Source organism: Catenulispora sp. GP43, from assembly GCF_041260665.1.
Lineage (GTDB): Bacteria > Actinomycetota > Actinomycetes > Streptomycetales > Catenulisporaceae > Catenulispora.
Genome location: NZ_JBGCCT010000024.1, coordinates 21,360 through 47,573, shown reverse-complemented (window position 1 = coordinate 47,573; position 26,214 = coordinate 21,360). Strand labels below are relative to the sequence as shown.

The 26,214-nt window shown below is 69.8% G+C and carries 21 protein-coding genes and 1 tRNA gene; 12 read left to right on the top strand and 10 right to left on the bottom strand.

The window, feature by feature from the left end:
- Positions 1-4: 4 nt before the first annotated feature.
- The 3 genes from ABH926_RS37150 to ABH926_RS37140 all read right to left on the bottom strand — a co-directional run bounded on the left by ABH926_RS37150 (position 5) and on the right by ABH926_RS37140 (position 3,976).
- Positions 5-967 (bottom strand): phosphatidylinositol-specific phospholipase C, encoded by a 963-nt coding sequence (locus ABH926_RS37150; protein ID WP_370370649.1) that lies wholly within the window; start codon positions 965-967, stop codon positions 5-7.
- A gap of 211 nt (positions 968-1,178) precedes the next feature.
- Positions 1,179-1,712 (bottom strand): hypothetical protein, encoded by a 534-nt coding sequence (locus tag ABH926_RS37145; RefSeq protein ID WP_370370648.1) that lies wholly within the window; start codon positions 1,710-1,712, stop codon positions 1,179-1,181.
- Positions 1,713-1,861: 149 nt separating this feature from the next.
- Entirely contained in the window at positions 1,862-3,976 is a 2,115-nt protein-coding gene (locus ABH926_RS37140) for a glycogen debranching N-terminal domain-containing protein (protein WP_370370647.1), read from the bottom strand.
- A 115-nt stretch (positions 3,977-4,091) separates the two neighbouring features.
- On the opposite strand from ABH926_RS37140, the gene ABH926_RS37135 reads away from it, so the two are divergent.
- The 4 genes from ABH926_RS37135 to ABH926_RS37120 all read left to right on the top strand — a co-directional run bounded on the left by ABH926_RS37135 (position 4,092) and on the right by ABH926_RS37120 (position 8,439).
- Positions 4,092-5,156 (top strand): LacI family DNA-binding transcriptional regulator, encoded by a 1,065-nt coding sequence (locus ABH926_RS37135; RefSeq protein WP_370370646.1) that lies wholly within the window; start codon positions 4,092-4,094, stop codon positions 5,154-5,156.
- 59 nt (positions 5,157-5,215) lie between these two features.
- Positions 5,216-6,490 (top strand): extracellular solute-binding protein, encoded by a 1,275-nt coding sequence (locus ABH926_RS37130; RefSeq protein ID WP_370370645.1) that lies wholly within the window; start codon positions 5,216-5,218, stop codon positions 6,488-6,490.
- Positions 6,491-6,562: 72 nt separating this feature from the next.
- Positions 6,563-7,576, top strand: coding sequence for a carbohydrate ABC transporter permease (locus ABH926_RS37125; protein WP_370370644.1), 1,014 nt, complete (start codon positions 6,563-6,565; stop codon positions 7,574-7,576).
- The gene (locus ABH926_RS37120) at positions 7,576-8,439 is read left to right on the top strand and encodes a carbohydrate ABC transporter permease (protein ID WP_370370643.1); all 864 of its coding nucleotides are present in this window, start codon (positions 7,576-7,578) and stop codon (positions 8,437-8,439) included. The genes ABH926_RS37125 and ABH926_RS37120 overlap by 1 nt, the downstream gene beginning before the upstream one ends.
- A gap of 230 nt (positions 8,440-8,669) precedes the next feature.
- Here the strand turns inward: ABH926_RS37120 and ABH926_RS37115 are convergent.
- Positions 8,670-8,728 (bottom strand) — tRNA-Ser (locus ABH926_RS37115).
- A gap of 285 nt (positions 8,729-9,013) precedes the next feature.
- On the opposite strand from ABH926_RS37115, the gene ABH926_RS37110 reads away from it, so the two are divergent.
- From ABH926_RS37110 to ABH926_RS37095, 4 genes are all read left to right on the top strand, one after another.
- Complete coding sequence (locus ABH926_RS37110) at positions 9,014-9,427, top strand: hypothetical protein (protein WP_370370642.1); 414 nt, start codon at positions 9,014-9,016, stop codon at positions 9,425-9,427.
- A gap of 12 nt (positions 9,428-9,439) precedes the next feature.
- Positions 9,440-10,042 (top strand): cell wall protein, encoded by a 603-nt coding sequence (locus tag ABH926_RS37105; RefSeq protein WP_370370641.1) that lies wholly within the window; start codon positions 9,440-9,442, stop codon positions 10,040-10,042.
- Positions 10,043-10,187: 145 nt separating this feature from the next.
- Positions 10,188-11,003, top strand: a complete 816-nt coding sequence (locus ABH926_RS37100; protein WP_370370640.1) for a MauE/DoxX family redox-associated membrane protein — start codon at positions 10,188-10,190, stop codon at positions 11,001-11,003.
- Between the two features lie 158 nt (positions 11,004-11,161).
- Entirely contained in the window at positions 11,162-11,680 is a 519-nt protein-coding gene (locus ABH926_RS37095) for a DUF4265 domain-containing protein (RefSeq protein WP_370370639.1), read from the top strand.
- Positions 11,681-11,981: 301 nt separating this feature from the next.
- Here ABH926_RS37095 and ABH926_RS37090 read toward each other — a convergent pair whose 3' ends face one another.
- From ABH926_RS37090 to ABH926_RS37065, 6 genes are all read right to left on the bottom strand, one after another.
- Positions 11,982-14,129, bottom strand: a complete 2,148-nt coding sequence (locus ABH926_RS37090; RefSeq protein ID WP_370370638.1) for a hypothetical protein — start codon at positions 14,127-14,129, stop codon at positions 11,982-11,984.
- 62 nt (positions 14,130-14,191) lie between these two features.
- On the bottom strand, positions 14,192-15,931 hold the full coding sequence (locus ABH926_RS37085; RefSeq protein WP_370370637.1) for a right-handed parallel beta-helix repeat-containing protein: 1,740 nt from the start codon (positions 15,929-15,931) through the stop codon (positions 14,192-14,194).
- Positions 15,915-17,546 carry a polysaccharide lyase 8 family protein gene (locus ABH926_RS37080; protein WP_370370636.1) on the bottom strand — a complete coding sequence of 544 codons (1,632 nt, stop codon included), beginning with the start codon at positions 17,544-17,546 and terminating at the stop codon, positions 15,915-15,917. The genes ABH926_RS37085 and ABH926_RS37080 overlap by 17 nt, the downstream gene beginning before the upstream one ends.
- Before the next feature lie 109 nt (positions 17,547-17,655).
- Entirely contained in the window at positions 17,656-19,347 is a 1,692-nt protein-coding gene (locus ABH926_RS37075; RefSeq protein WP_370370635.1) for a hypothetical protein, read from the bottom strand.
- Positions 19,348-19,421: 74 nt separating this feature from the next.
- Positions 19,422-20,276 carry a carbohydrate ABC transporter permease gene (locus ABH926_RS37070; protein WP_370370751.1) on the bottom strand — a complete coding sequence of 285 codons (855 nt, stop codon included), beginning with the start codon at positions 20,274-20,276 and terminating at the stop codon, positions 19,422-19,424.
- A gap of 40 nt (positions 20,277-20,316) precedes the next feature.
- Positions 20,317-21,360 carry an ABC transporter permease gene (locus ABH926_RS37065; protein ID WP_370370634.1) on the bottom strand — a complete coding sequence of 348 codons (1,044 nt, stop codon included), beginning with the start codon at positions 21,358-21,360 and terminating at the stop codon, positions 20,317-20,319.
- A gap of 146 nt (positions 21,361-21,506) precedes the next feature.
- On the opposite strand from ABH926_RS37065, the gene ABH926_RS37060 reads away from it, so the two are divergent.
- From ABH926_RS37060 to ABH926_RS37045, 4 genes are read left to right on the top strand one after another with little or no spacing between them, the layout of a single operon-like run.
- Positions 21,507-22,619 (top strand): hydroxyacid dehydrogenase, encoded by a 1,113-nt coding sequence (locus tag ABH926_RS37060; protein WP_370370633.1) that lies wholly within the window; start codon positions 21,507-21,509, stop codon positions 22,617-22,619.
- 38 nt (positions 22,620-22,657) lie between these two features.
- Positions 22,658-23,776: a LacI family DNA-binding transcriptional regulator gene (locus tag ABH926_RS37055; RefSeq protein WP_370370632.1), complete on the top strand. Its 1,119-nt coding sequence runs from the start codon at positions 22,658-22,660 to the stop codon at positions 23,774-23,776.
- A gap of 16 nt (positions 23,777-23,792) precedes the next feature.
- Positions 23,793-25,745 carry a DUF2264 domain-containing protein gene (locus tag ABH926_RS37050; protein WP_370370631.1) on the top strand — a complete coding sequence of 651 codons (1,953 nt, stop codon included), beginning with the start codon at positions 23,793-23,795 and terminating at the stop codon, positions 25,743-25,745.
- Positions 25,732-26,214, top strand: a complete 483-nt coding sequence (locus tag ABH926_RS37045) for a GNAT family N-acetyltransferase (protein ID WP_370370630.1) — start codon at positions 25,732-25,734, stop codon at positions 26,212-26,214. The genes ABH926_RS37050 and ABH926_RS37045 overlap by 14 nt, the downstream gene beginning before the upstream one ends.

The window sequence follows — 26,214 nt, the reverse complement described above, 5'->3', positions numbered from 1 at the left end:
CGTCCTACACGAAGTTCTTGTCGATCAACATCTCCAGGACGTTCACGTGGAAGTCCGGGAAGTCCATCGGCACGATCCCGAAGCGGGCACGCTGCCCGGTCCGCGCGCGCAGATACGGGTAGATGGAGTTGTCCATCAGCGTCTGCTCGAGGTCCTTCGGGAACTCCAGCCCGTCCTGGATGGAGGGCGCCAGGCTGAGGAAGTTCACGTACATGGTGGTCGGCGACGGGTTGCTGTAGGCGGCGTCGAACTGCTGCGTGATCAGCCCGCCCTTGGTGCCCGTCGAGACACCGGTGTACGTGTCCTGCACGTTGAACTGCCAGTTCGCGCTGTCGGCCCAGCCGATCAGGTTCCACGACGCCGGGAACGCGAAGTCGGCCAGCAGCACCACCTTGCCGGCCGCCTGGCCCAGCGTCGGCCAGCCGTACATGTGGAAAAGGCCCCGGTACCCGAGCGTGTCGATGTAGTAGTTGAAGCGGCGCTGGAACTCCGCGTCGCTGAGCGCCTGGCCGCCGGCGTTCTCGTTCTTCAACCGCATGACGATCGTCTCGGTCGGCTGCGCCGCCAGGAACGCCTGGCACTGGTCGAGCACGTCCTGCAGCCGGATGCCCTGGTAGTAGCTGGAGTGGTAGATGCCCATCTCGCTGGCCGTCCCCTGCAGTCCGTTGCAGCGGATGTCGACGAAGCGCACGCCCTCGTTCAGCTGCTGCGGGATCCCCCAGTTCTGGGTGTGCGACCACTCGGTGCCGTCCGCGGGGTTAGTGCAGCACGTGTCGTGCGTCCCGGGGATGGTCATCCCCAGCAGCGACAGGTTCGGGTCGAGGTAGCTCATCCAGCTGTCCGTGGGCTTGCCGCCGGGCGTCACCGGGGAGTCGGCCCGGGCCGCGGTGGGCAGGCCGAACGAGGCGGCGGCCAGCACGGTGCCGCCGACCCCCCATTTCAGGACATTGCGACGGGTGGGATTCATGGACGCTCCAAGGGTCTCGAAGGCGGCTGCGAGGCTGTCCCGGGGTATCCGGGCACTGCGACGGCGCTTACGGTAAGCGCAGTGTCAGGAGGTGGCCATGGCCGTCGGGCGGAACTTTGAGGGTCGGCCGCCGGAACGGCGGCCGACCCCGGGGATCCCCATCCCCGTCCCCACTCGCGGCGACTGTCGACTTCGCCGCGTGCGACGCGTGCTAGTAGGTGTCGACCGTGCAGCTTCCATTGCTGAACATCGGGTTCGTGTCCACCGGCTGGCCGGAGTCCGGGTTCACGATGATGTCGAAGGCACCGGTGATCGAGCCCTCACAGTCGTCCAGCGCCGGCTCCGGCTGCATCGCGTCGTTCGGACCCATCCACAGGTCGACGTGGTAGACCCCGTTGTTCCAGTCGCTGGTGCACTCCACGCACCCGTCCTCCATGATGAAGTACTTCTCCAGGTGGGGGACATAGATGATGGTGCCCGGGGCGAACTCGTTCTGGTCCGTGGCGAAGGTCACCGGCTGGCTGTAGGTGCCCAGGTCCTCGGTGGCGATGCTGTGGATCTGCGGGTACGCGATCTGCGCGGTGCCGTAGTGGCCGTTGCCGTCGTCGTTGTCGTTGTAGCCGTACGACGTGATGTTGACGTTGATCGTCTGCGGGTCTGCGTGCGCGGCGGCCAGCGGGCCGGCCGCGGACATCAGCAGTGCCGCGGCTATCGCGGCCAGTGATGCCAGGGTTCTGCGGAACACGGTAAATCTCCTTCCGGTGTCAAGTTAGGAAGCTTTCCTAACTCACGCGGAAGGTAGCGCCGAACCAGGAGCCTGACAATCCCTCGAATCAGCCGCTGAGACACGGGGAACGCCCCGTGTCTCAGCGGCATTGGAAAGGAGCCCGGGGCTCAGGAACCCAGGACCCGGACGTCGCCCTCGTCCAGCCGCACGTCCACGGCCTCGGCACCGACGCGGAACCCGTGCACCGTCAGCCCGTCCCAGACCCCGCCGGGCAGCGGCCGGAACGCGATCGCGTCCGCCGGCACGTCCGGCTGTATCCCGACCAGCGTCGAGACCACGGCCACCGAGGCCGCCGCGGCCCACGCCTGCGGCCGGCACGAAGCCGGGTAGGGCGTCGGCCGTCCGCCGGCCCGCGCCGGGCTCCCCGCGTACAGCTCCGGCATCCGGTACTCGAAGCCCGCGGCGGCCTCCAGCAGGCCGTCGATCAGCGCGTGCGCCGACTCGGCCGCGCCCGGGACGCCGTCGGCCGCCGCGCGCGCCAACCCCAGTACGGCCATCGCGGTGTCGTGCGTCCACACCGAGCCGCCGTGGTAACTCAGGGGGCTGTATCCGCCGGCCGAGGTCGCCATCGTCCGCAGGCCGTAGCCCGAGGCCATGGCCGCCGATCCCAGCCGGGCGGCGACCAGCGCCGACTCCTCCTCGTCCAGGATCCCGGTGCCCAGCAGGTGCCCCATGTTCGAGGCCACCGTGTCCACCGGCTTGCCGTCCCGGTCCAGCGCGACCGCCGGGAACGGGCCGTCCGCGTCGCTGATCCAGAACCGGGCGCGGAACCGCGCGGCCAACTGCGCCGCCCAGGTCCGCCACTCCTGCGCGCCGGGCCGGCCGAACGCGTCCAGCAGCGCCGCGCCGCCCATCGCCGCCTCGTAGGCGTAGCCCTGCACCTCGCTCAGCGCCAGCGGCGCCGTCGCGATCCGGCCGTCCACGAACTGGATCGAGTCGTGCGAGTCCTTCCAGCCCTGGTTCGCCAGGCCGTGGCCCGACTCGTCCACGTAGCTGAGGAACCCGGCGTCGTCCATCCCGTGGTCGCGCATCCACGCCAGGGCCGCCTCCAGCGGATCCAGCAGCTTCTCCACCTCGTCGGCGGGCATGCCCCAGCGCCAGGCGTCGTGCAGCAGCATGATCCACAGCGGGGTGGCGTCCACGGTCCCGTAGTACGTCGAGGGCAGCAGCAGTGAATGCCCCTCGCCGCCGAAGGCGTCGTGGCCGGCCGGCGCGCGGCGGATCTCGTGCAGGATCTTGCCCGGCTGCTCGGCGGTCTCCGGATCGGTCTTCGTGCCCTGGCGCCGGGCCAGCGTGCGCAGCGTGCCGCCGGCGAGCCCGGTGCCCAGCGGCAGCAGCATGCGCGCGGCGATGAGCGAGTCGCGGCCGAACAACGTGAGGAACCACGGCGCGCCGGCGCCCAGGAAGTGGTCCTCGGGAGCCGAGGGGTCGCGCAGTTCCAGGCCGCGCAGATCGGCCAGCGAGCGCTCGACGAAGCGGCCGATCCGGATGTCGCCGCTGTCCACGTGCAGGTCGCCGAGCACTGATTCACCCGCGGTGCCGGTCACCACCGAGGCACCGGTGGCCGTGGCGCGTACCTCGATGCTGAAGCGGGCGACCTCGCCGGGCGCCAGGTGCACCGGCCAGCTGAGCCGGCCGGCCGCGGCGTCGACGGCGGCGGGTGCCGGTTCGGCGATCGCCTGCACGATGTCCCGGTTCTCCGAACCGTGCCCGGTCCATTGCAGACCGTGGTGAATCGCTTCAGCCGGCAGCGCGCCGGGGGAGTGGCCGGACTTCACGGTCGAGATCTCGGCGAGGTCGCAGCCCAACGTGATGCTCAGTGTGGTCTGCACGCGGTGCCGCGACGCGGAGCGGATCTCCAGGATCTCCCGCACCACGGTCTGCGATCCGGAATCGTTGCCGGTGTCGTCGACCAACACTCGCTGCCGCTCGATCCACACCGCCGGATCGGCGCCGTCCTCACCGAGCCCCCGCGCCACGAGCACGCTGCGTGTCGCGTCGGCCCCGTCGAGTTCGTCGGCGATCGGGACGAGCTGCGCGCCCGAGAGTGCGATCTCCGAAACACTCAGGACACGCCGGTCGTCGGCGAAAACCCCCGCCGCGCCCCGGCCCGGCAGCGCGCCTCCGGTCGCGGACAAGCCGAAGACGGGGGCCCGCACAGTAGTCGCGAGATCGTGCAGATATGGTTGCTGAACAGGGATTTCGGCCGGACCGTCGGTCATGGATGCCCCTCGTGTTGCGTCGTCGTTCATCGGCACTCTATCCATTTGAACGTTCATATGAAACACTCCAACCCAGCGACTTTGAACGTTCAACTCGTCGAAGGGAGGAAACGCCATGTCACAGCCCGAGCAGCCGTCGGCCCGCCCGACCATCAAGGCGGTCGCCAAACACGCCCAGGTCTCGTACCAGACAGTATCGAACGCGCTGAACGCCCCGGAGCGCCTGCGCCCGGACACCCTGGCCCGCGTGCTCCGCGCGGTGGAGGAACTCGGCTACCGGCCCACCCAGGCCGCGCGCAATCTGCGGCTGCAGACCACGCGGCTGATCGGCTTCCGGTCCACCCGCTCGGGCGGCCGGGGCATCGGCGCCATCGAGGACCGGTTCCTGTACGCGCTGACCTCCGCCGCGCGGGACCGCGGGTACGGCGTGATACTTTTCGCCGCCGACGGTGACGACGACGAGATCGCCATGTTCGAGGACCTGGTCAGCCGGGGCGCGGTGGACGGCTTCGTGCTGTTCGGCTCGCACCGGCACGACGCCCGCACCGCCTGGCTCGCCGAGCGCGACGTGCCGTTCGTCAGCTTCGGCCGGCCCTGGGAGAAGACCGCGTTCGAGTACTCCTGGCTCGACGTCGACGGCCACGCCGGCACCCTGGCCGCGACCCGGCACCTGGCTGAGTCCGGACACCGCCGGATCGCCTTCATCGGCTGGCCCGAGGGCAGCGAGGTCGGCGACGACCGGTACGCCGGCTACCTGGCCGCCGCCGCCGAACTCGGCCTGCCCGCCCGCGGGCTGACCGTGCGCGGCCTGGACGGCATCGGCGCCGGCACGCAGTTGGCGGCAGGGCTGCTGGACAAGGCCCACCCGCCGACCGCGTTCGTCTGCGTCAGCGACGCGATGGCCGTCGGCGTCATGCACGCCGTCGAGCACCGCGGACTGGCCGTGGGCAAGGACGTCGCGGTGATCGGCTTCGACGACAGCCCGCTGGCCACCGTCGTGCAGCCCACCTTGAGCAGTGTGCGCCAGCCCCTGGAGTCCATCGCGCGCCGGTGCGTGGACCTGGTTCTCGAGCGCATCGACGACCCCCGCAGCGCGGTGACCACCTCCGTCGTGGAGCCCACGGTCATCGCGCGCGGCAGCAGTAATCCCTCCCATCCCTCATCCCCAGATGGGGCCTGACGCCTCCGCCACCACGTCAGTGCCCTGAGCCCGATCCGGGCGGATCGAAAGGAACGACAATGAAGTCAGTTCGTGCCAGGCGGACCGCCGCCGTCGCCGGCGCCGCGGCCGTGCTCGTCACCGCGGCCGCGTGCGGCAGCAGCGGCCCGAGCAAGAGCTCCGGCTCGTCCTCCTCCGGTGGCACCGGCGGCGCCACCGCCGGCGTCACCCTGCAGGTGCTCATCGGGTCCTCCGGCGACGCCGAGACCAACGCGGTGGTGGCCGCGGGCAACGCCTGGGGTGCCAAGACCGGCAACAAGGTCGTCGTCACCCCGGCCAAGGACCTCACCCAGCAGCTCACGCAGTCGCTGGCCGGCGGGACCCCGCCGGACGTCTTCTACGTCGACGCCTCGAAGTTCCAGAGCCTGGTCAAGGGCAACGCCCTGGCCGACGTCGGCGAGAAGATCACCGACTCCACGGACATGTACCCGAACCTGCAGAAGGCGTTCACCGCCAACGGGCAGTACTACTGCGTCCCGAAGGACTTCTCCACGCTGGCCCTGGAGATCAACACCGACCTGTGGACCAAGGCCGGGCTGACCGACGCCGACTACCCCAAGACCTGGGACCAGCTGGAGACCGTCGCCAAGAAGCTCACCGCCAACGGCGTCACCGGCCTGGTGATGAGCGACACCCTGGACCGCATCGGCGCCTTCATGCGCCAGGCCGGCGGCTCGGTGGTCTCCGCCGACGGCAAGACCGTCACCGCCGACTCGCCGCAGAACCTGCAGGCCCTGGACTACCTGCAGAAGCTGGGCAAGGAGGGCGCGCTGAAGTTCCCCAAGCAGGTCGACACCGGCTGGGGCGGCGAGGCCCTGGGCAAGGGCAAGGCCGCGATGACGATCGAGGGCAACTGGATCGTCGGCTCGATGCAGAAGGACTACCCGAACGTGCACTACAAGGTCGTCCCGCTGCCCGCGGGCCCGGCCGGCGACGCCACGCTGTCCTTCACCAACTGCTGGGGCGTCGCGCAGAAGAGCGCGCACCAGGCCGCCGCGGTCGACTTCATCGACTACCTGACGACCGTCGACCAGCAGATGAGCTTCGCCAAGGCCTTCGGCGTGATGCCCTCGCGGCAGGCCGCCAAGACCCAGTTCACCACCCAGTTCCCGGACCAGGCGGCGTTCGTGACCGGGGCGGACAACGCCTTCGGACCGGTCGGCTTCCCCGGCTTCGACGCGGTGCAGAAGGACTTCGACTCCAAGATCCAGGGCCTGTCCGACGGCTCCTCGGACCCCAAGAGCATGCTGTCCAGCCTGCAGAAGAACGCCACGGACGCGCTGAGCAACAACTGAGGCGCGGCGCCGGTTCTCCCAGCACCGGCCCCTTCGCGTCGTCCCGGTCCGGATCGAAAGGCCTCTAGGAAGATGAGCAGAACAAGATCGCAGGAGGACCGGCGTCAAGCCCTCGCCGGATGGCTCTTCGTCTCGCCGGCGTTGCTCGGCCTGATCGTCTTCCTGGTGGTCCCGATCGTGCTGGCGCTCTACGTCAGCTTCACGAACTGGGACGGCCTGTCCAACCCGCTCGGCGGCGACGTCAAGTGGGTTGGACTGCACAACTACCAGCAGCTGCTCACGCACGACGGCCTGACCCGCACCACGTTCGCCGGGGCGCTGCGGAACAACTTCTGGTTCGTGCTGTTCGTGGTGCCGACCCAGACCGCGCTCGCGCTGTGGCTGGCGGTCCTGGTCAACAACAAGTACCTGCGCGGCCGCGGCTTCTTCCGGACCGCGTTCTACTTCCCGTCGATCACCTCCAGCATCGCGATCACCCTGGTCTTCCTGTTCCTGTTCCAGGGCGGCGGCGCGGTGAACGGGATCCTGAACTGGTTCGGGGTCAAGGGCCCCAACTGGCTGGCCGATCCCCGCGGGGTCGTGCACGTCTGGCTCAGCGGTGTCGGAGTGACCAAACCGCCGGGCTGGACCCAGCACACGGTGATGGGCCAGTCGCTGTGGGACTGGTTCAGCGGGCCGTCGATCGCCATGATGGTGATCATCATCCTGGTGATCTGGACGACCTCCGGCACCTTCATGCTGATGTTCCTCGCGGCGCTGCAGAACGTGAACGACGACCTGTACGAGGCCGGCGAACTCGACGGCGCCGGCGCCTGGCAGCGCTTCCGCCACATAACCCTGCCGAGCCTGCGGCCCACGCTGCTGCTGGTGCTCACGCTCGGACTGATCGGCACCTGGCAGGTCTTCGACCAGATCTACCTGACCGGCAACAACCCGGCGACCCGGACGCCGGCGTACATGTCCTTCGACCAGAGCTTCCAGAACAACCACTTCGGCATCGGATCGGCGATCGCGTTCCTGCTGTTCGCACTGATCATGGGCCTGACGTTGCTGCAGCGGCGCGTCCTCCCGGAGGAGATCGACTGATGGCCGAAGTCCGCGAGCGCCGCTCCCCGTCCCGGCGCGTGCTGATGTACGTCGCGCTGATCCTGTTCGCGCTGCTGTTCCTCGGGCCCTTCGTGATCCAGATCGCGACCTCGTTCAAGACCGACCCGGACGCCACGAACCACCCGCTGAACGTGGTCCCGCATCCGGCGACCCTGGAGGCGTGGAAGCGGATCTTCGGCTACAGCTCCGACCAGCCGGTGCCCTTCGGGACCTGGCTGCGCAACAGCATCATCGTGGCCACCTCGATCACCCTGCTGCGGGTGTTCCTGGACAGCCTGGCCGGCTACGCCCTGGCCCGGCTGCGCTTCCCGGGCCGGCGCGCGGTGTTCCTGCTGATCCTGGGCACGCTGGCGGTCCCGAACGTGGTGCTGCTGATCCCGCGCTTCCTGGTGCTGAAGGAACTGAGCCTGTACAACTCCTACGCGGGCATGATCCTGCCGATCGCCATGGACGCCGCCGGCATCTTCCTGATGCGCGGGTTCTTCATGCAGGTGCCGCAGTCGATCGAGGAGGCGGCGCGCATCGACGGCGCCGGCGCCTTCCGCACCTGGTGGGACATCGCGATGCCGCTGGTGCGGCCGGGGCTGATCACGCTGACCATCCTGTCGTTCCAGGGCTCGTGGAACGAGTTCAGCTTCTTCCTGGTCGCCACCTCGGACCCGAAGTACGACACTTTGACCACCGGTCTGGCGAAGTTCAGCGGCGGTTCGCTCGGCGCCGGGAACCAGTTCCCGGTCACGCTGGGCGCGGCCCTGCTGTCGACGATCCCGGTGGCGATCCTGTTCTTCGTCTTCCAGCGGCAGATCGTGCGGAGCCAGATGAGTTCCGGGGTGAAGGGGTAGTCGGTAGACCATGGGCTGAAGGCGGGACCGCCGCCGGAAAGCCCGCGGCCCCTCCCGAGATCGAGGCGGCGGCCGGGTAACGCACGTCCGAGGACGTGGTACCGGATTTGAACCGATTTATACCAGAAGTACCGGCCACCTGCGCACCGGGAGGGGAGCGCGGATCCCGCCGGAGATCGAGTCGGTGAAGGTACGAGGTGTCCTGGGCCGCTGGACGACGGTCCTACGAACAGGACCGGCAGGATTCGAACCTGCGTCACCCGCTTGACAGGCGGAGTAACCCTCTCCTGCGCACCCGGCGGGAGTAAGCCTATTGAGTTGGTCGCCCCCGGTCGCCCTGCGGCGGGAACATTGCCAACGGTAGCGGGCTCCCGGGGGCGGCGGCGAGTGGTTTATATGCCCCCGGAGTCTGGCGCTGTATATGAGAGTTCGAATATAGTCCGCCTTGCCTCCTTCAACGCCGGGTCAGACCCGCGCGCGCGGTTTGTTCATGGCACGGAACCGGCATCGCCGGTCAGTCACCGGCACGGCCGGTCGCACCGTCACTCGTCATGTCAACCGTAAGGAGGATCCGATGACCGCTGTCTACGGCGAGGCCTCGTGGTTCTGCTGCGGCGCCGCCTGGGGCCCGTGCGGCTCCGCCGGCGGAGGCGCCTGCGGAACCTGCGCGTCCAGCAAGCACCAGCATGCCTGGCCCACTGTCTCCTCGGCCTGCACCAGCATCACCGATCCCGGAGCGTGCGGCGTCAGCCTGACCGCGCGCGGCTGCGGGTTCGTGCACTACGTCACCAACCAGTGCAACAACAAGGAAGTGAGCTGCGCGATCGCGGACTGCGGACCGAACGTCCACCAGTTCTGCGGGGAGAAGACTTGCTGCGGCTCGGCCTGCGGCACCAACCGCCTCATCGACCTGACCGCTTCGGCGTTCAGCGCCATCGCCAGTCTGTCCAACGGTCTGATTCCGGTGAAGATCGACGTCGTCGCGTAGGAGGGAGGCACCATGAGCACACAAGTGGACCGCCGCCGGTTCCTGACCAGCGCGGCGCTGGGCGGCGCGACGATCGTCGGGGCGACCGCGCTGGGCTCGCTGGCGCCGGAGGCCGCGTTCGGGGTCAGTGCCCCGAGTGTCGGCCCCGGCGCCGTCGACCCGGACTTCGCCGAGGGCCGGATCACCTCGATCAGCGGCTCGCTGATCGTGGCCACCGGCTCCGACGGCACGCTGAACACGATCCAGACCACCAGCGGGACCAGCGTGTGGAAGCTGGCCCCCACGACCCTGTCCGCGGTGCGGGCCGGCGACGGTCTGTACGCGCGCGGCGTCCGGATGCCCGACGGCAGCCTGGCCGCCGACGCGCTGTGGGTGAACATCGTGAGCCTGGACGCGCACGTCGCGGACCTGGCCTCGGACCACCTGGACCTGGACCACCACACCAACAGGATCAAGGCCCACGTGGTGTCCGGCCTCAGCGCCGCGGTGTACAACGGCACGCCGCCGGTCACGGACCTGTCGCACGTCCCGGTCGGCGGGCACGTGCACGTCGTCGGGGCCTGGCGCCCGGACACCTCGGAGATCGATATCTCGACGGTCTACGCGAAGGTCTGAATCTGACACTGAAGATCTGAGTCTGACACTGAAGATCTGGATCTGACACCGAAGACCTGAGTCCGACATCGGCACGGACCGTCGGCGGCGCGGATGCGGTGTGGCACCCCGCTCCGCCGGCGGCCCCGGCACCGAAGGAGTTCCCATGACGTGGCTCACCCAGGCGCAGCCGCTGTTCCTGGCCGGCGTGTTCGGCTGGTCCGGCATGTCCAAGACGCTCGGCGGCGACCTCGGCGACCTCGGCGACCTAGGCGGCCGCGTCGCCGGCACCGCCCTGCACCGCCTGCTCGGCGGACGGCTCGCGCCGCCGGCGTACTTCCTGCTCGGCGTCGCGGAGATCGCGCTCGCGGTCAGCCTCGCCGTCGAGCCCGGCCGCGCGAGCGCGCTGTCCGCGGCCGTCCTGTCCGGCGGCTTCCTCGTCTACCTCGGCTACGCCGCGGTCGCGACACCGCAGGCGTCCTGCGGATGTCTCGGCAAACGGAAGGTGCGGCAGTCGTGGCGCGGCTTCGCCCGGGCCGGGATGCTGGTGGCGGCGGCGATGGTGGCCGCCACCGGGGCTCCGGCCTGGTGGCACCGGCCGCCGTTGGCGGGGACGGTCCTGCTGCTGGCCGAGACGGCGTTGTTCATCGCTTTGTCCGCTGAACTCGACAACCTGTGGCTGTACCCGCTGCGGCGCCTGCGTGTGCGGGTGAGGCGCCCGCTGGCTGGGGCGCCGGACGTGGTCCCGTTGCAGGCGACGGTCCGCGCCCTGGTGCGCAGCACCGCGTGGCGCGAGACCGCGCATCTGGTGACCTCCGACATCCTCGAACACTGGGACGCCGAAGGCCACCGCATCCTGGTGTACAACGCCCGCACGCCCGATGGCGGCGCCACCGCGCTGTTCGCCGTCCCGCTCGACGGCGACGCCGACGCCATCCGGTTCACGCTGCTCGACGAACAGGAGGTGGTCGCCGCCGGGTGACGGCGAGGGGCGGCCGGTGCCGGAACCGGGGCCGGCACCATGGCCGCCGAAGGTGTGTATCGCCACTTGTGTCCGTAATGGGTTGAAATCATCGAAGAGACTGGAACAATGGGATGCCGGGTATCCAGCGTCCCTGAGCGACTTCGAGGAGGACTCCAGTGACAGCGGCGAACGGTCAGTCCCTTCCCGGCCCCGGCCGAACCACCTTCGAGGTGGCCTTCGACCTGAAGCCCGAGGCCCCGGACTGGCCGCCGGTCCCCGTGGAGCGCCTGTGGGGCGAGAAGACCGCGGTGGAGTTCGAGATGCGCCTGCTGAACGTCCCCTTCTTCGCCCGCGGCGTCGCCTACGGCGACCTGGTCCACGTCCGCCCCGACCAGGAACGCAGAGAGCTGGTCTTCGAAAGGCTCAACGGCGAGTCCGGCCACTCCACCGTCCGCATCACCGTGCTGGACCAGCGCGCCGGCCGCGACGTCCAGCACCGCCTGCGCGCGGCGGGCTGCTCCTGGGAGACCGCCGCGCAGTTCTCGTCGCTGCTGGCCGTCGACGTCCCCGCCGACGGCGACTACCGCGCGCTGCGGGACTGGCTCGTGGCCCGCCGGGGCGAGGGGGCGATCGAGTTCCAGGAGAGCGCCATCTCGGCGCGGCACTTGGAGCAGGTGCCTGATTTCCCCGCGTGACGGCGGTGCCGGACGCCGGTGGGTTGCGGGACACGGGTGGGGTGCGGGACGCTGCGCGATTCGAACGCGCGGAGGAGTCCCGGGCTTGCACTCGCCCTCACCCCTCAACCCCGGCCGCGTAGTGCTCCACGACCTGGGCGCAATGGGCCGCTCTGCCAAGCGTCCCGCGTGGCCGAGGTCAGCGTAGCCGGGTCGCAATGGGATGGACACAGGATTCTGATGCACGGCCCGGGCCGGCCGCCGCGCCCGAAGGCACGACGGCCGGCCCCACCCCACCCCGAACCACAGTCAGCGAATCAGCTCACGAGACCTTCGTGATCGCCACCGCCTGTCCCGCGTCCCCGAACGCCTGCCCGGCGAGCTGCCAGGCGCCGTTCACGTACTCCAGGGCCAGGCCGCTGTTGCGGTTGACCAGCTTGTAGTGGCCGACGCCGGCCAGCGAGGTGTTCGTCGCCGCCGCGACGGCCGAGGTGGGGGACGAGGTGCTCAGTGTCTGCGGGGTGTCGTTGCCGATCGGCTGCAGGTACCACTGGTCGGCGCCGCCGGGGGAGCCGCTGCCGCCGTTGCCGCTGGGGTCGAAGTCGGCCTGCTGCGTGCCGGTGGCGACCGGGGCGCCGATCGCGCGGGTCTGCTGGACCGTGCTGCCGGTGGACTGCAGGTAGGCGCCGGTGCTGACGTTCACCAGCTTGTAGAAGCCGGTGCGGTAGGCGGTGGACCACTGGTCCATCACCGGGACCAGGCGCCAGGCCGAGCCGCCGCTGTCGCTCAGCGTCTGGCCGCCGACCGCCAGGCCGTAGGAGGCGCCGGCGGCGAAGCTGATCGCGGTGCCGGTGGAGTCCACTGGAGTGGCCTGGGCCGAGTAGTGCGTCTGGCCGGCCGAGTGCGGAGTCATGCTGACGTCCCACATGCCGCCGGTCAGGGCCGAGACCATGCGGTAGGAGCGGCTGCTGATGTTCTGGTTGGTCAGGCTGCCGTAGTCGATGCTCGTCAGGTACGAGTTCGACGCGCCCGAGGGCTCCGTGCCGACGACCGACAGGCTGTCCGGGTCGCCCATGTCAGTGGTCTGGTACACGTTGGCGTCGTAGCCGACGCCCTGGTAGTTCAGCGAGAACGGGTTGAAGGTGAAGGCCGTCTCCTGCACCACGTTCGGCGTGATGAACAGCCGGTGTGTCGTCGTGTCCAGGAACTCCGCGCCGCTGAGCGTCGTGCTCTGCGTCGCCCCGGTGGCGTCCGTCACCGCGACGCTGACCTTCGCGCTCATCGTGGAGACCGTCACCGAGCTGTTCAGCGCCGGGTCCTGGTAGCCGACCGAGGTCACCGTGGTGCCGGCGGCGTCGGTGATGACGCCGGTCGAGGTGTTGGCGGTGTAGGCGTTGCCGGAGGCGTCGTCGAACGTGAACGTGTTGCCGTTCTGGTTCGAGTAGTACGCGCGGTAGTCCACCGACGAGCCGTCCGCGCCCGTCCCGGCGAAGTCGACCTGGTCCGTGGCCGGTTTGTACGACGGGTTCAAGTGCAGTGCGCTGCCCGCGAGGCCCTCATAGCCGCCGACACCCGGCTGGGTCCAGGTCCCGCCGTCCCACTTGTTCCACGTCCCCGGCGCCATCTTCCCGCTGATCGGCGCGCGGGCCACCGCCGGCCAGTAGGCGAACGTCGTGTAGTTCGGCTTGAACTTGATCTGGGTGTTGTAGACCACGTAGAAGTAGCCGGTCGCGTAGTCCACGAACAGCCGGCAGCCCGCGACGCCGTAGTTCCACGTCTTGCCCGGCTGCGAGGAGGCGTCCTCGGTGTCGTTGCCCAGATACGGCGAGGTGATGATCTCGCCGCCATAGTTCCAGGTCTGGCCCTTGTCGCTGGAGGACGCGGTGAGGATCCGGTTGCCGTGGATGCCGGTGCCGATCCGCTGGTTCTGGGTCTGGCTGCTGCTGCCCCAGGGGTTGAAGTCGTACTCGTCGTTGACGACGCCGTACCACGTGCCGCTGCCCGGATCGACCCACACGCCGACCACGTCGCAGTGGTCGTCCTCGTACGGCGAGGGCGCCGCGTTCTGCGCCGCCTTGTCGATCTGGTAGCACAGCGACCCGGGCCGGTTCCAGTAGGTGTCGGTCGTGGTCTCGGTGGTCCCCGAGCCCACCTGGTTGTTCAGCGCGCCCAGGTCGGTGTTGGTGAACGTGTTCGTGTCCGACCCGGTGTCGGTGCCGGCATAGGTGGCGTACGAGCTGAGCCAGTGGAACCGGCCGTCGGCGTCGGTGAACGCCGAGCCCGCGATGTCGCCGGTCAGCCCGGAGTTCAGGGTGCCGGTGTGGTCCAGGGTGTAGGTCGGATACAGCGGGGTAGCGGCTTGCGCGGGGGTCGCGGCCAGCGCCGCGATCCCCAGGGCGGCCACGCTGAGCAGGGCGCTGAGACGTTTCGCCCGGCTGCGGCGACTGACGTGCCGATGCATGCGGTTCACGTTCCCTCTCCGTCGTAGTAAGCGCTTACCTTGGTGACCCCGAAAGAAAGCACAGACCGGGGTCAGTGGTCGCCGAGCCCCGCGACCGGCGCGGGCCACGGCCCGGCTCCGGCGCGCTCGGCGACGCGGACGGCCTCCGGCGGCAACTCGGCCAGGCCCTCGGCGTTGTCCTCCATGACGCTGCCAATGCCGGAGAACGCAGGGGTGATCGTGTTGTCCGTCCAGTTGCCGGCCGCGCGGTTCTCGACCCCGTATTCGGCCCAGTTCGACACCCACTTGTAGCCGACCCGGGTGACGACGTTGCGCGCGACGAGGATGTGCGAACTCTGCTCGTCCAGATAGATCCCGTTGCCGTCGTTCGCGGTGGTGCCGTACTCGGACCGGTCGATGTGGTTGCCCTGGATGATCGTTCCGCGCTGCGGGCCCTGCGTGTAGACGGCCCCGCCGTCGTACTGCCGCTCGGCCACGCGCAGCACGTCGGTGATCCGGTTGCCGGTGATCCGGTTGTCCCCGAGCCACGGATCCTGCGCCTCGGGCTGGTTCCATCCCCAGCCGACGCTGATGCCGGAGTAGGGGAGGTGCTCCAGGGTGTTGTGGTCGACGACCAGGTTCCGGGTGTATCCGGCCCAGACGGCGACCGAGTCGGTGAACTCCGCGCCGGTCCCGAGGAAGGTGTTGAAGGACACTGTGTTGTGCTCGTCGGCCAGGTCCAAGGCGGGATGCGGATCGATGTCGCCGACGTAGACGCCGCCGGACGACAGGTGGCTGAACGAGCAAGCCGTGACTGTGGTGTCCTTGGTCCCAGCCTCCAACACGGCTCCGGCCCCGCCGAGGTGCACGAACTCGCAGCCGCTCACCGTGATCCGCCGTCCCCCGCGCACGGTCAGTGCCGCGGCCGGCTTCGTGTAATGCGACCCGGCCTCCCCGAGCGGACCCGACGCGCCGGTCAGCGTGAATCCCGCCTGCGCCCCGACGTAGCCGTCGTCGGATCGGTGCCAGGCGGTGTGGCTGAAGGTCAGGTCTTTGAGAACGAGGTCGTGTGCGCCGTCCAGGATCACCAGCTGTTCATTGGCGGGGACCACGACCTGCGCGGTCTCCATATCCTCGCCAGCCCGCGGCAGATAGGTGACAGTGCGCTCGTCGGAGTTCCATACGAAGTGCCCGGGCTCCGTGAGGAGTTCCAAGGCGTTGGTGGCGAACATCGACCACGCGTGGATCTCGGTCCCGACCGCGGTGTTGTCCCAGTGCGGCCCCACGCGGCCGGTGCCCGGCAGCGCATTAGTCCAGCAGGGCTCTGCGAACCGGATCATATCGTCCGAGACGCCCACGACCGGACAGTGGTAGGCACGCCACCGCACCCGGAACACCATCTCGACATCCGACGGACGCGCATAAGCGGCGACCCCGAGTGAGCCAGCGCCAGTCATCCCCTCCGGACCGATTTCGCAGCCGTCGTGTTCCAGCCAGTCACTGCGTGCCCACGACGCTCGCAGACCATTGATATAGAGCTGGCGAGGCGTGGGAATCCCCTCCGGAACCGTCGCGACCCACCGGCCGTCACCGGCCGGCCGCCATCCGCCGAGCGCGACGCCCCCGGAGAGCTCGGCACGCCCGCCGGGCTCGGCGGACCACGTCACCGTGTGGCCGTTGCGCCCGGAGTCCAGCTCGGTGAGGACCAGGGGAGCGGTCCGCGCGTAGGCCTTGGCACTGAGCCGTACCTCCAGGTCCTGCCCCTGACCGGCCGCGAGCAGCCTGCGTACCTCGTTCTGCGCGACGTCCAGATCGTCAAAGCTGAGCAGCACGTCTCGCCGTCCCCTCTTCGCTGGCTCCTGGGAGGAGCACGTACATGTATCCGGCCCGCCGCGGCGAGACGCCGTGGTCGAGCCACAACGTGTGGAAGACCCGCCGGACCTCGACCTCGTCGCCCTCGGTGGAGACGCCCACGTCGATGGCGTGCCACGTCCCGGTGCGCTCCTCGCGTAGCGATATCAGATCGGTGCCGCCGGGGAACACGTAGCCGCCGACGCCCTCCAGATGGGCCCACTGCACACCGAGATGCCGGCGTTCGACGCCGAGCTCCGGCTCCTGCACGACGCCGTCCACGACGAACCGCCGGCCGGCGTCCACATGCAGGTTCCGGTTCTCCACGATCGTCTCGATCCGGCGGCCGTCGGAGGCGGAGATGTCCGTCCCCAGCGCCACCACGGCGTCGTCCAGGAAGTGCCACCTCTTGTGCGCGCGCAGCGTGCTTCCCTCGCCGTGCAGGTCGAGTTCGGCGGTGCCGAACCCGCCCTCGAAGACCGTGCCGCCGGCGACCCGGTTCGGCGCCATGACGGCGCCGGTGCCCCGGCCCGAGCCGCGTCCGACGTCCTCGCGCAGCCGCGTGTCGACCGTCGTGCCGGGGAGCCGGTAGGGGTCGACCGTCGGCCAGAACTCGTCCGTGTAGTGGTCGGGATCATCGAGGTCGTAGATGTAGAGCATGCCGTCGCCGGTGTACCAGCCGTGCAGGTTCTCGCCGTTGCCGCACTCGTAGCGCGCGATGCGCTCCGAGGACAGCGACAGCGCGGCGGACCAGCGCGGCCGGTGGTGCACGACGCGGTCCATCGCGCCGAACACGTGGAACCCGGTCGGCCGCTGCAACGCTCTCCAGCGTTCGGCGTACGAAGAAGGGGCACTCTCTGCCAACAGCCGGATCGCGTCGAGCGTCGCGGCGCCGATGTCCCGGTCCCGCGAGTGCTGCCGCGCTATGGCCCGGCCCCGCACCGTGTCCATCATCCGGCCCTCGAACAGGAAGGGCAGGAACGACTTCTCGACCGCGTCGAAGACCACTGACACGCCCGGATCGCTGACCTCCCACGGCGAACCGCGCAGCAGCGCCAGGACCTCGGCGACCGACGTCAGCAGCACGACTCCGTACGAGCCGGTGTACGCGACCGTGTCGTGCTGGATGAGCGACCCGTCCTCGTAGAAACCGTCGCCGGAGGTCGCGTACTCGAACAACGGCGACAGCCCGTCTCGGGCCAGCGCAACGCGATCGGCGTCGCCGGCGAGCAGTCCGGACAGCGCCACGATCAGGGCTTTGTCAGCGCGGTTGGCCCCGGTCTCGGTCAGCGGCGACCACGGCCCTGTCTTGACCTGGCGGTCGGGGTCCGGACAGAACCACCGCACCGCCGCGAGGTAGTCCTTCAGATCGGCGTCGGGGATGTGCGCACGAAGCAGGACGCAGATGTCCAGCAGGATGCGCGGTGTCCCGATCTCCCAGTGCCACCAGTTGCCAGTCTCCTCGGCTTCGGGGTGGAAGGCGTTCTCATGCAGGAAGCGTAGGGCGTCTACGACGGTCGCGGTCGCGCTGGGGTCTGCCAGCGCCAAGGTCCGCAGCTGCGCGTAGCTCAAGGTGGTGTGTCCTTCGTCGGACACATCGAGATCCAGCTGGATCCTGGTGGCTTTGATTCGACTGAGGAGCTGTCGCTCGTATCGGGCGAGCAGCTCCTCGAATATCGCTTCCCGCATGAGCGGCGTCCGCCCCTCAGCTCTTCGGCGCGCTGGCGTACGCCTGCTCGAACTCCGACCGGATCTGGTCGCCGCCTTGGCTGCGCCAGGTCTTCAGCGCGGAGTCGAAGGCGCTCATGCCCGACTGCCCGCCGACGATCTGCGTCACGGTGTCCGTGACCGCCTTGTACAGCGAGACGCCCTGCTTGCCGTACGTCGGCGAGTACAGCGTCGCGGTCGGGTCCGCGAGGGCCATCGGGACCAGCTCGGAGTAGGCCTGGTGGACCGCGTCGGTGAGGTCGTTGACGCCGGGGTTGTAGGTGACCAGCTGCGGCGCGGCGACGTACTTCCAGGTGACGTTCGCGTCGTTCTTGCCCTGTGCGGTCTGCACCGGGTTGTGGTTGGCGTCCAGCGTGTAGTCCGTGCCCTCGACACCGTAGGTCTTGAGCAGGTACTCCTCGGTCCCGAACGGCGCGGCCAGGAAGTCGGCGAGCTTGAGGACGTCCGCCAGCTTCGCGGGGTCGGCCTTCTTCAGCATGGTGCCGGCGAAGACGACGTTGTCCTGGTAGGCGACGCCGGGCCCGCCGTTGGCGCCGAACGGGACGAACGGCATCAGTTTGGCGTTCGGGTCGATCTTCTGCGCGGTGGCCCAGACACTGGTGGACAGCGCCGGCAGGCCGTCGTAGATCAGAGCGGCCTTGCCGGACTGGAACGCGTCCTCCATCTTGGCCTTGGTCCAGCCCTGCGAGCCCGGGTAGTAGCAGCCGGCCTTGGCCACCTTCACCATGAACTCCAGTGCGGCCTTGAACTCGTCGGTCTCGATGTCGGCGGTCATCTTGCCGCCGCCGTCCACCCGCCACTTGTTCGGGACGCCGAAGATCTGCTGGAAGATCTGGAGACAGTAGTAGTTGCCGTTGGCGCTGGTGGCCAGCGCGTAGCGGTCCTTGCCCGGGTTCGTCAGCTCCTTGAGAAGCGTGAAGAAGTCGTCGGAGTTCTTGATGTCCGTGTAGCTGTTGACGCCCGCGGCGGCCAACTGGTCCTGCCGGTACAGGCCGGCGCCGGCGCTGATGCCGCGCGGGATCGGGATGAAGTAGAGCTTCCCGGCCACCGTGCACTGCTCCCAGAACACCTTCGGGATCGCCGCCAGGTGCGGGTACTCTTTGACCTTGTCCCCGCCGATGAGCTCGGTGAGGTCGGCGATCTGCGAGTCCAGGAACTGCGGCAGATTGCTGATGGTGGGGACGCCGGCCAGGCCGTCGTACTGGATCAGGTCCGGCAGGCCGCCGCCGGCGATCAGCGTCGAGAGCTTGGTGTCGAAGTCGTCGCCGACCACCATCGTGAGGTCGACGCTCGCGCCGATCTTCTTCTCCATCGCCTGCCACGCCGGGTTGGAGCCCCGGGCCGGCGGCGGCGCGGTGAACAGCGGCGTCATCGCCGAGAACTTGCCCCCGGACAGCGGCGGGCTGGCGAACGCGGTGGTCGGCGAGGCCGGATAGCTGTAGAAGCCGGCCGGGACGCCGGCGTCGGTGCCCGGCAGGTCCGGCTTCGGGCCGTTCGCCAGCGGCGTGTACGTCGGCAGTTGGACCTGCGCGGCGCTGCCGGCCTTGTTCTCGGCCGCGGCCTTGCCGCTGCCGCACGCGGCCAGCGTCGAGCCGCCCGCGGTCAAGGCCGCCGCGGCGCCGACGCCGCGCAGGAACCCGCGGCGCCCGAGGCTTTGGGGTGTGAGCATGCTTCCTCCGATGAGTGCGGTGCCAGTGAGTGCGGTGTCAATGAGTGCGGTGCCAGATGGCGTTGGGGACGTCCTCAGCCCTTGACGGCGCCGGTGAGCACGCCCTTGGTGAAGTAGCGCTGCAGGAAGGGATAAACGGCGGCGATCGGGACGACGCTCACGACGACGACGGCCATCTGCACCGCCTGTTGCGGCACGACGCCCTCGTTGGCCGCGCTTGTCGCCTCTCCGCCGATCACCAGGCCGCGCAGCACCAGGGCCAGCGGCCACTTGCTGGTGTCGTTCAGGTAGAGCAGGGCGTTGAAGAAGGCGTTCCAGTAGGAGACCGCGTAGAACAACGCCACGACTGCGAGCACCGCCTTGGACAGCGGCAGCACCACGCGGGTGAGGATCCGCCAGTCGCCGAGGCCGTCGATGCGGGCGGCGTCCAGCAGTTCGGCGGGCAGGTTCATGAAGAACGAGCGCAGCACCACCAGGTTGAAGGCGCTGACCAGGCTGGGCACCACGAGGGAGGCCAGGGTGTTGTAGAGCCCGAGCTTCTGCACGGTCAGGAACATGGGGATGACGCCCGGTGTGAACAGCATCGTGAACAGCGCGGTGGCCAGGAAGAACCGCCCGCCGACCACGCCGCGCCGGGACAGGCCGTAGGCCATCCCGATGGTGGCCGCCATGCTCAGCGCGGTGCCGACCGCCGTCACGGCGAAGCTGATCCACAGCGCCTGCGAGACGATGCCGCCGCTGAACACGTAGCGGTAGGCGTCGAAGGTCGGGTGCGAGGGCCAGATCACCAGGCCGCCGGAGGCCGCGATGTCGGACTCCGAGGACAGGCTGGTCGCCACCACCGCCAGGAACGGGTAGACCACCAGGGCGCTGATCACGGCGATCGCCAGGATCTTCCCGCCGCGCCCGAACCACGTGGGCCGCTCCATCCACGGCGGCCGCCCGGTCAGTGCCGGCTTCGCGTCCATCTCAACGGTCGCCACGGCTGTAGATCCCTTCCTGTCCGAAGCGGTGCGCGAGCTTGTTGGCGCCGAGCACCAGTACCAGTCCCACGACGGCCTTGATCAGGCCGGCCGCCGCGGCGGTGCCCCACTGCTGGGTGGCCACGCCGTGGTAGTACACGTAGGTGTCCAGGACCTCGCCGGCCTTGGCGCCGACGGTGTCGCGCTGCAGGAGGATCTGCTCGAAGCCGACCGACAGGATCGTGCCCAGGCGCAGGATCAGCAGCAGGATGACGACCGGCATGATCCCCGGCAGGGTGACGCTGCGGAAGCGTCGCCAGCGGCCCGCGCCGTCCACGGCCGCGGCCTCGTACAGGCCCTGGTCGACGGCCATCAGCGCGGCCAGGAAGATGATCGTGCCCCAGCCGCAGTCCTTCCAGATCGCCTGGACCGCCACCAGCCACGGGAAGAACCCGGGGTTGGACATGAAGTCGAAGCGCGGCAGGCCGACGGCCGACATCATGTGCTGCATCGCGCCGGTCGGGCCCAGCACCTCCTGGAAGATCGAGACGATCACCACCCAGCCGATGAAGTGCGGCAGGTAGACCACGCTCTGCACGAACTTGCGGATCCGCGCCGAGGCGACCGAGTTCAGCAGCAGCGCCAGCCCGATCGGGGCCGGGAAGAACAGGATCAGCTGGATCAGGCTGATGACGAAGGTGTTGCTCAGCGCGGACCAGAACGCCTGGTCGGCGAACAGATCCGTGAAGTTCTGCAGGCCGACCCAGGTGCTGTGCACGAAGCCGGTGTACGGCTGGTAGTCCTCGAACGCCGCCAGGTAGCCGAACAGCGGCGCGTAGCTGAACACCGCGAAGTACAAGAACCCCGGCAGCATCAGGGCGAGCATCACCCTGTCGCGCTTGATCCGCTGCCAGAGGGTCAGCGAGGGGCGCGCGACGGTGCCCGCGGTCCGCCGACCGCGTCGGGAACGGACGCGGGGATGGCCGCCGACCGCGGCCTTGTCAGACACGGATCTGGAAGCCGGGCGGTCCGCGGCGCGTATCTCGGTCAACGTGCTCTCCCGCCGGTAATCGCTTACTAATGTGATGAGCTGGACAGGAGTATTCGACTGAGCTGCATTCCTGTCAACCCCCCAGTACCCAAACCGTTTTCTCGCAGTTCCCGGCGTTGTGGTCTTGCGCTCCGGCTGTAGTAAGCGTGTACCATCCCCATCGACACACAGCGGAGGGGGAGATCATCCTGACCACGTCCCACACGGCCGCGCACATCCCGGCCCCGGCCACCGCGCCGGACCGTCCGACCCTGCTCTTGGCCGTGACCGCCGAGGAATCCGCGCTGGTCCTGGACGCCGAGAGCCGCGAGCGCCTGGCCGCGACCGCGAGCATCCTGACCGGCGGCGAGGTCCCGAGCCTGGCCGAGCCGGCGTTCGCCGCCGCGCTGGCCGCCACCGAGGTCCTGCTGACGTCGTGGTCCTCGCCGCGGATCGATGCCGACCTGCTGGCCGCCGCGCCCCGGCTGCGTCTGGTGGTGCACGCCGCCGGCACCGTGAAGTTCCTGATGACGCCGGAGGCCTTCGCGGCCGGCGTGCGGGTCTGCTCGGCGGCCGAGGCGAACGCGGTGCCGGTCGCCGAGTACACGCTGGCCGCGATCATCCTGGGCGCCAAGCGCGCCTTCACCGCGGCCGCGCGCTACCGGCGCGGCCTGCGCTCGGCCGACGGCACCCACCGCAACCTGGACGGCATCAGCCCGATCGGCACCCACCGGATGACCGTCGGCGTCGTCGGCGCCTCCCGCATCGGCCGCAAGGTGGTGCGGCTGCTGCGCGACGTGCTCGACGCCGACGTGCTGGTCTACGACCCGTACGAGGCCGGCGAGCTGACCGCCGACCCCCGGGTCCGGCTGACCTCGCTGGAGGAGTTGCTGGCGGCCTCGGAGGTGGTGAGCCTGCACGCGCCGCTGACCCCGGTCACCCGCGGCATGCTCGACGCCGGCGGCCTGGCCCTTATGCGCGACGGCGCGGTCCTGGTGAACACCGCCCGCGGCCCGATCGTCGACCAGACGGCGCTGACCGCCGAACTGGTCTCCGGCCGCCTGGACGCGGTCCTGGACGTCACCGCCACCGAGCCGCTGCCGCCGGACTCGGTGCTGTTCACGCTGCCCAACGTCTTCCTCACCCCGCACATCGCCGGCGCGCTGGGCGGCGAGGTGTTGCGCCTGGGGCGCCTGGCCGTGGAAGAGGTGGAACGGTACGTAGCCGGACTGCCACTACGGTATGAGGTACTTCCCGACCAGCTGGACCGGCTGGCGTGAGGCCACAGCCGAAGAGCAGGACGAGAGGAGCGGTCAGGGTGCCGACGCCGCAGGGCAAGCCGCCGCGGACACCACGGACGCCGCGGACGCCGCGGGACGCCGCCGGTCCCAAGCGGGCCACCGTCCAGGAGGTCGCCGAGGCCGCGGGCGTGTCCACGGCCACGGTGTCCCGGGTCCTCAACGGCAACTACCCGGTGGCCGCCGAGACCCGCCGCAAGGTCGAACAGGCGGTGCGCACCCTGGGCTACGTGGTGAACGCGCACGCCCGCGCGCTGGCCGGCTCCCGGACCCGCACGGTCGGCATCATCGTCCAGGACATCATCGACCCCTTCTACACCTTCATCGCGCACGGCGTGCAGCGCCAGGCCGCCGAGGACGGCAAGCTGTGCCTGGTCTGCAGCACCTACGGCGTGGTCGGCGGCGAGCTGGACCTGATCGACGCCCTGCACGAACAGCGCGCGGACGCCGTGATCCTGGTCGGCGGCGGCGTGGACGACCCGGCCTACCGCCGCAAGCTCGCCGACCGCGCCCGGGCCCTGGGCCGCGAGGGCTCGTGGCTGGTGCTGTGCGGCCGCCCGCCGCTGGAGCCGGGCGTCCCGGCCGGCGTGGTCGACTACGACAACACCGGCGGCGCGCACGCCATCACCGAGTACCTGCTCGGCCTCGGACACCGCCGGATCCTGTACGTCGGCGGGCCGGAACAGCTCTCCGTCCACCAAGGACGCGTGGCCGGCTTCCGGCGCGCGCACGCCAGCCGCGGGCTGGAGCTCGACGAGCGGCTGATCCAGCCCGGCGCCTTCAGCCGCCGGTTCGGCTACGAGCGGGTCGCGCAGCTGCTCCGCGACGGTTCGGCCGGGGAGTTCACCGCGGTCTTCGGCGCCAACGACGGCGTCGCGGTCGGCGCGATGCAGGCGCTGCGCGAGGCGGGCCTCCGGGTACCGCAGGACGTGTCGGTGGTCGGGTACGACGACATCCCGCTGGCCGCCGAGGTGACCCCGACGCTGACCACGGTGCACCTGCCGCTGGAGCAGATGGGGCGCGAGGCGGTGCGGCTGGCCGTCGCGTTGCGCGGGGAGTCCGACGGCCCGACCGACACCCGCCACGTCGGCACGCATGTGGTGATCCGCGACTCGACGGCGCCTCCGCCGGCCTCCTGATCGAAAGGCTCGACCCTTGTTCGCACGCGCCGAATTCTCACGCGCCGAATGGGAAGCCGAGGCCGACCGCTGGCTGCTGACCGCCCGCAAGCACGCGGTGGGCGGCGGGGCGCTGATCTGCCCGCCGGGTCCGGTCTCGCAGAGCGGGCCGCTCAGCGACGGCATGGAGGGCTTCGCCCGCAGCTTCCTGATCGCGGCCGCCCGGCTCGGCGGCGGCGAGGGCGATCCGCTCGGGCACGCGGGGTGGTACGCCGATGGCCTGGCCGCGGCCATGGACCCGGCAAGCGGCGGCTTCTGGCCGCGCGCCGTCGGCTTCGAGGACTGGCCGCACGCCGGGATCACGCAGCCGGCCGTGGAGGCGGCGAACCTGGCGTTCGGATTGGCGCTGTGCCGGGAGCAGGTCTGGGATCAGCTCCCTGATCCGGTGCGTGAGCGGCTCGCCGACTGGCTCGCGCACCACGCGCGGCTGCGGGTGTGGCAGCACAACAACTGGCTGTTGTTCCCGGCGGTGATCGAGGCGTTCCTGGAGTCGGTCGGGATCCCGGTCGACGGCGGCCACGGCGCGGAGAACGTCGAGCGCGTCGAGTCCTGGTACCTCGGGGAGGGCTGGTACAACGACGGGCCCGCGGGCGAGCCGGGGCGGAACGTCGATCACTACAACTCGTGGGTGTTCCAGCCTTTCCTGTGGCAGTGGTATCTGCTGCGAGGGGAATGGGGATCGGGATCGCGGGCCGAGCGGTTCCGGGAGCGATTGAGCTCGTTTGCCGCCTCCTACGCGCTGCTGTTCGGCGACGACGGCGCACCGCTGCATCTGGGGCGTTCGCTGGCTTATCGGCACGCCGTGTTGGGCGGGCTGTGGACCGCTGGGATCGCCGGGGTGGATTCGCTCGCGCCGGGTGTGGTGCGTGGGATCGCGGGACGGACGCTGGACTACTTCCGGCGGCTCGGAGTGGATGGTGACGAGGCGCCGAGCCTGGGTTGGGGCGCGCGGGAGTTCTTGCCGGCGGTGCAGGAGTACAGCGGGCCGGGGTCTGCTTACTTTGCGGGGATGGGGTTCTTGGGGTTGGCGGCCCCGGCTTCACATCCTTTGTGGTCCGAGTCGGCGCCTTCTGATACTCCCGCCGAGGACTCGGTGACGATCCTTCCGTCGCTTGGTTGGGCGGTGCAGCGCGGCCTGGGAGACGGGATCGTGCGCGTCGTCAACCACGGCAGCGATCACGCCAACTACGCCGACGATCCCGGTGACCCGCATTATGCGAAGTTCGCGTACTCGACGCGTACGGCTCCCGGTACCGGGGCGGCGTGGTCGGATCGCGCGTGGGCCACCGGCGTGGACGGGCACGTGGCGCTCGTCGACGAGTGGGGCCGGGCGACCCGGCGCGGGCGGATCATGGGGGTCGCGGCGGGGGAGGGGTACGTCGCGTCGTGGCACCTGCCGCGCATCGGGGCCTCGGGGCGGGAGCTGGCCGGAGCGCGGATCGTGACGGCTTCGCTGGTCACCGCCCGGTACGAGCTGCGCTGCCATCTGGTGACGGCACCGGCCGGGTGGTCGCTGCGCGAGGGCGGGCACGCGGTCGCCTCGGACGCCGAGGTCGAGTGCGGCGCGGATGGCGTCGCCGCCTGGGCGGTCGGCGATGGTGTCCGGTCGCGGGTGGCCGGCGTGCACGGTTATGAGTCCGGATCCGTTGCGCGCTATGAGGATGCGAACGCGTGCGGACGACACAGCGCTGTGCCGTACCTGTCCGCAGGGCTTTCGCCGTTCGAATCTGTGCCCTCGGTCGGATCCGTGCACGTCGCACTACACGTTCTGGAGGCTGCGGACACCGCGCCTGACATCGACCTGGCCGACCTGGCCGACGTGGTCGACGTCCGCGGAAATGAGGTGACTGTGAGGTGGCCCGGGGGATCTACTGTCTCGGTCGATCTGGGCAGCCTCTTCGCCTCCGGGAGCACCGATGCCACACCTTGAACTGGTCCGCGCCGACCACTCCGACGCCCTGCTGGCCTTCGAGCTGGAGAACCGCGATTACTTCGCCGCCTCGATCCCCGACCGCGGCGACGACTACTTCGCCGACTTCGCCGCCCGCCACGCCCAACTCCTGCGATGGCAGGAACAGGGCACGGACTACTTCCACGTCCTGGTGACCGACACGGGCCGGATCGCGGGCCGCGTCAACCTGGTCGAAGTCGCCGACGGCTCAGCCGAACTCGGCTACCGCATCGCCCGCGCCTCCGCCGGCCAAGGCCTGGCCACCGCCGCCGTCGCCGAGATCCGCAAACTCGCCGCCACCACCTACGGCCTCACCACGCTGCGCGCCAAGGTGACGCTCGACAACCCGGCCTCGCACAAGGTGCTCGAGCACAACGGGTTCGTGGCGACCGGGGAGCGGATGCTCAACGGGAAGCCCGCGGTGACGTATTTGTGTGAGCTCGGCTAG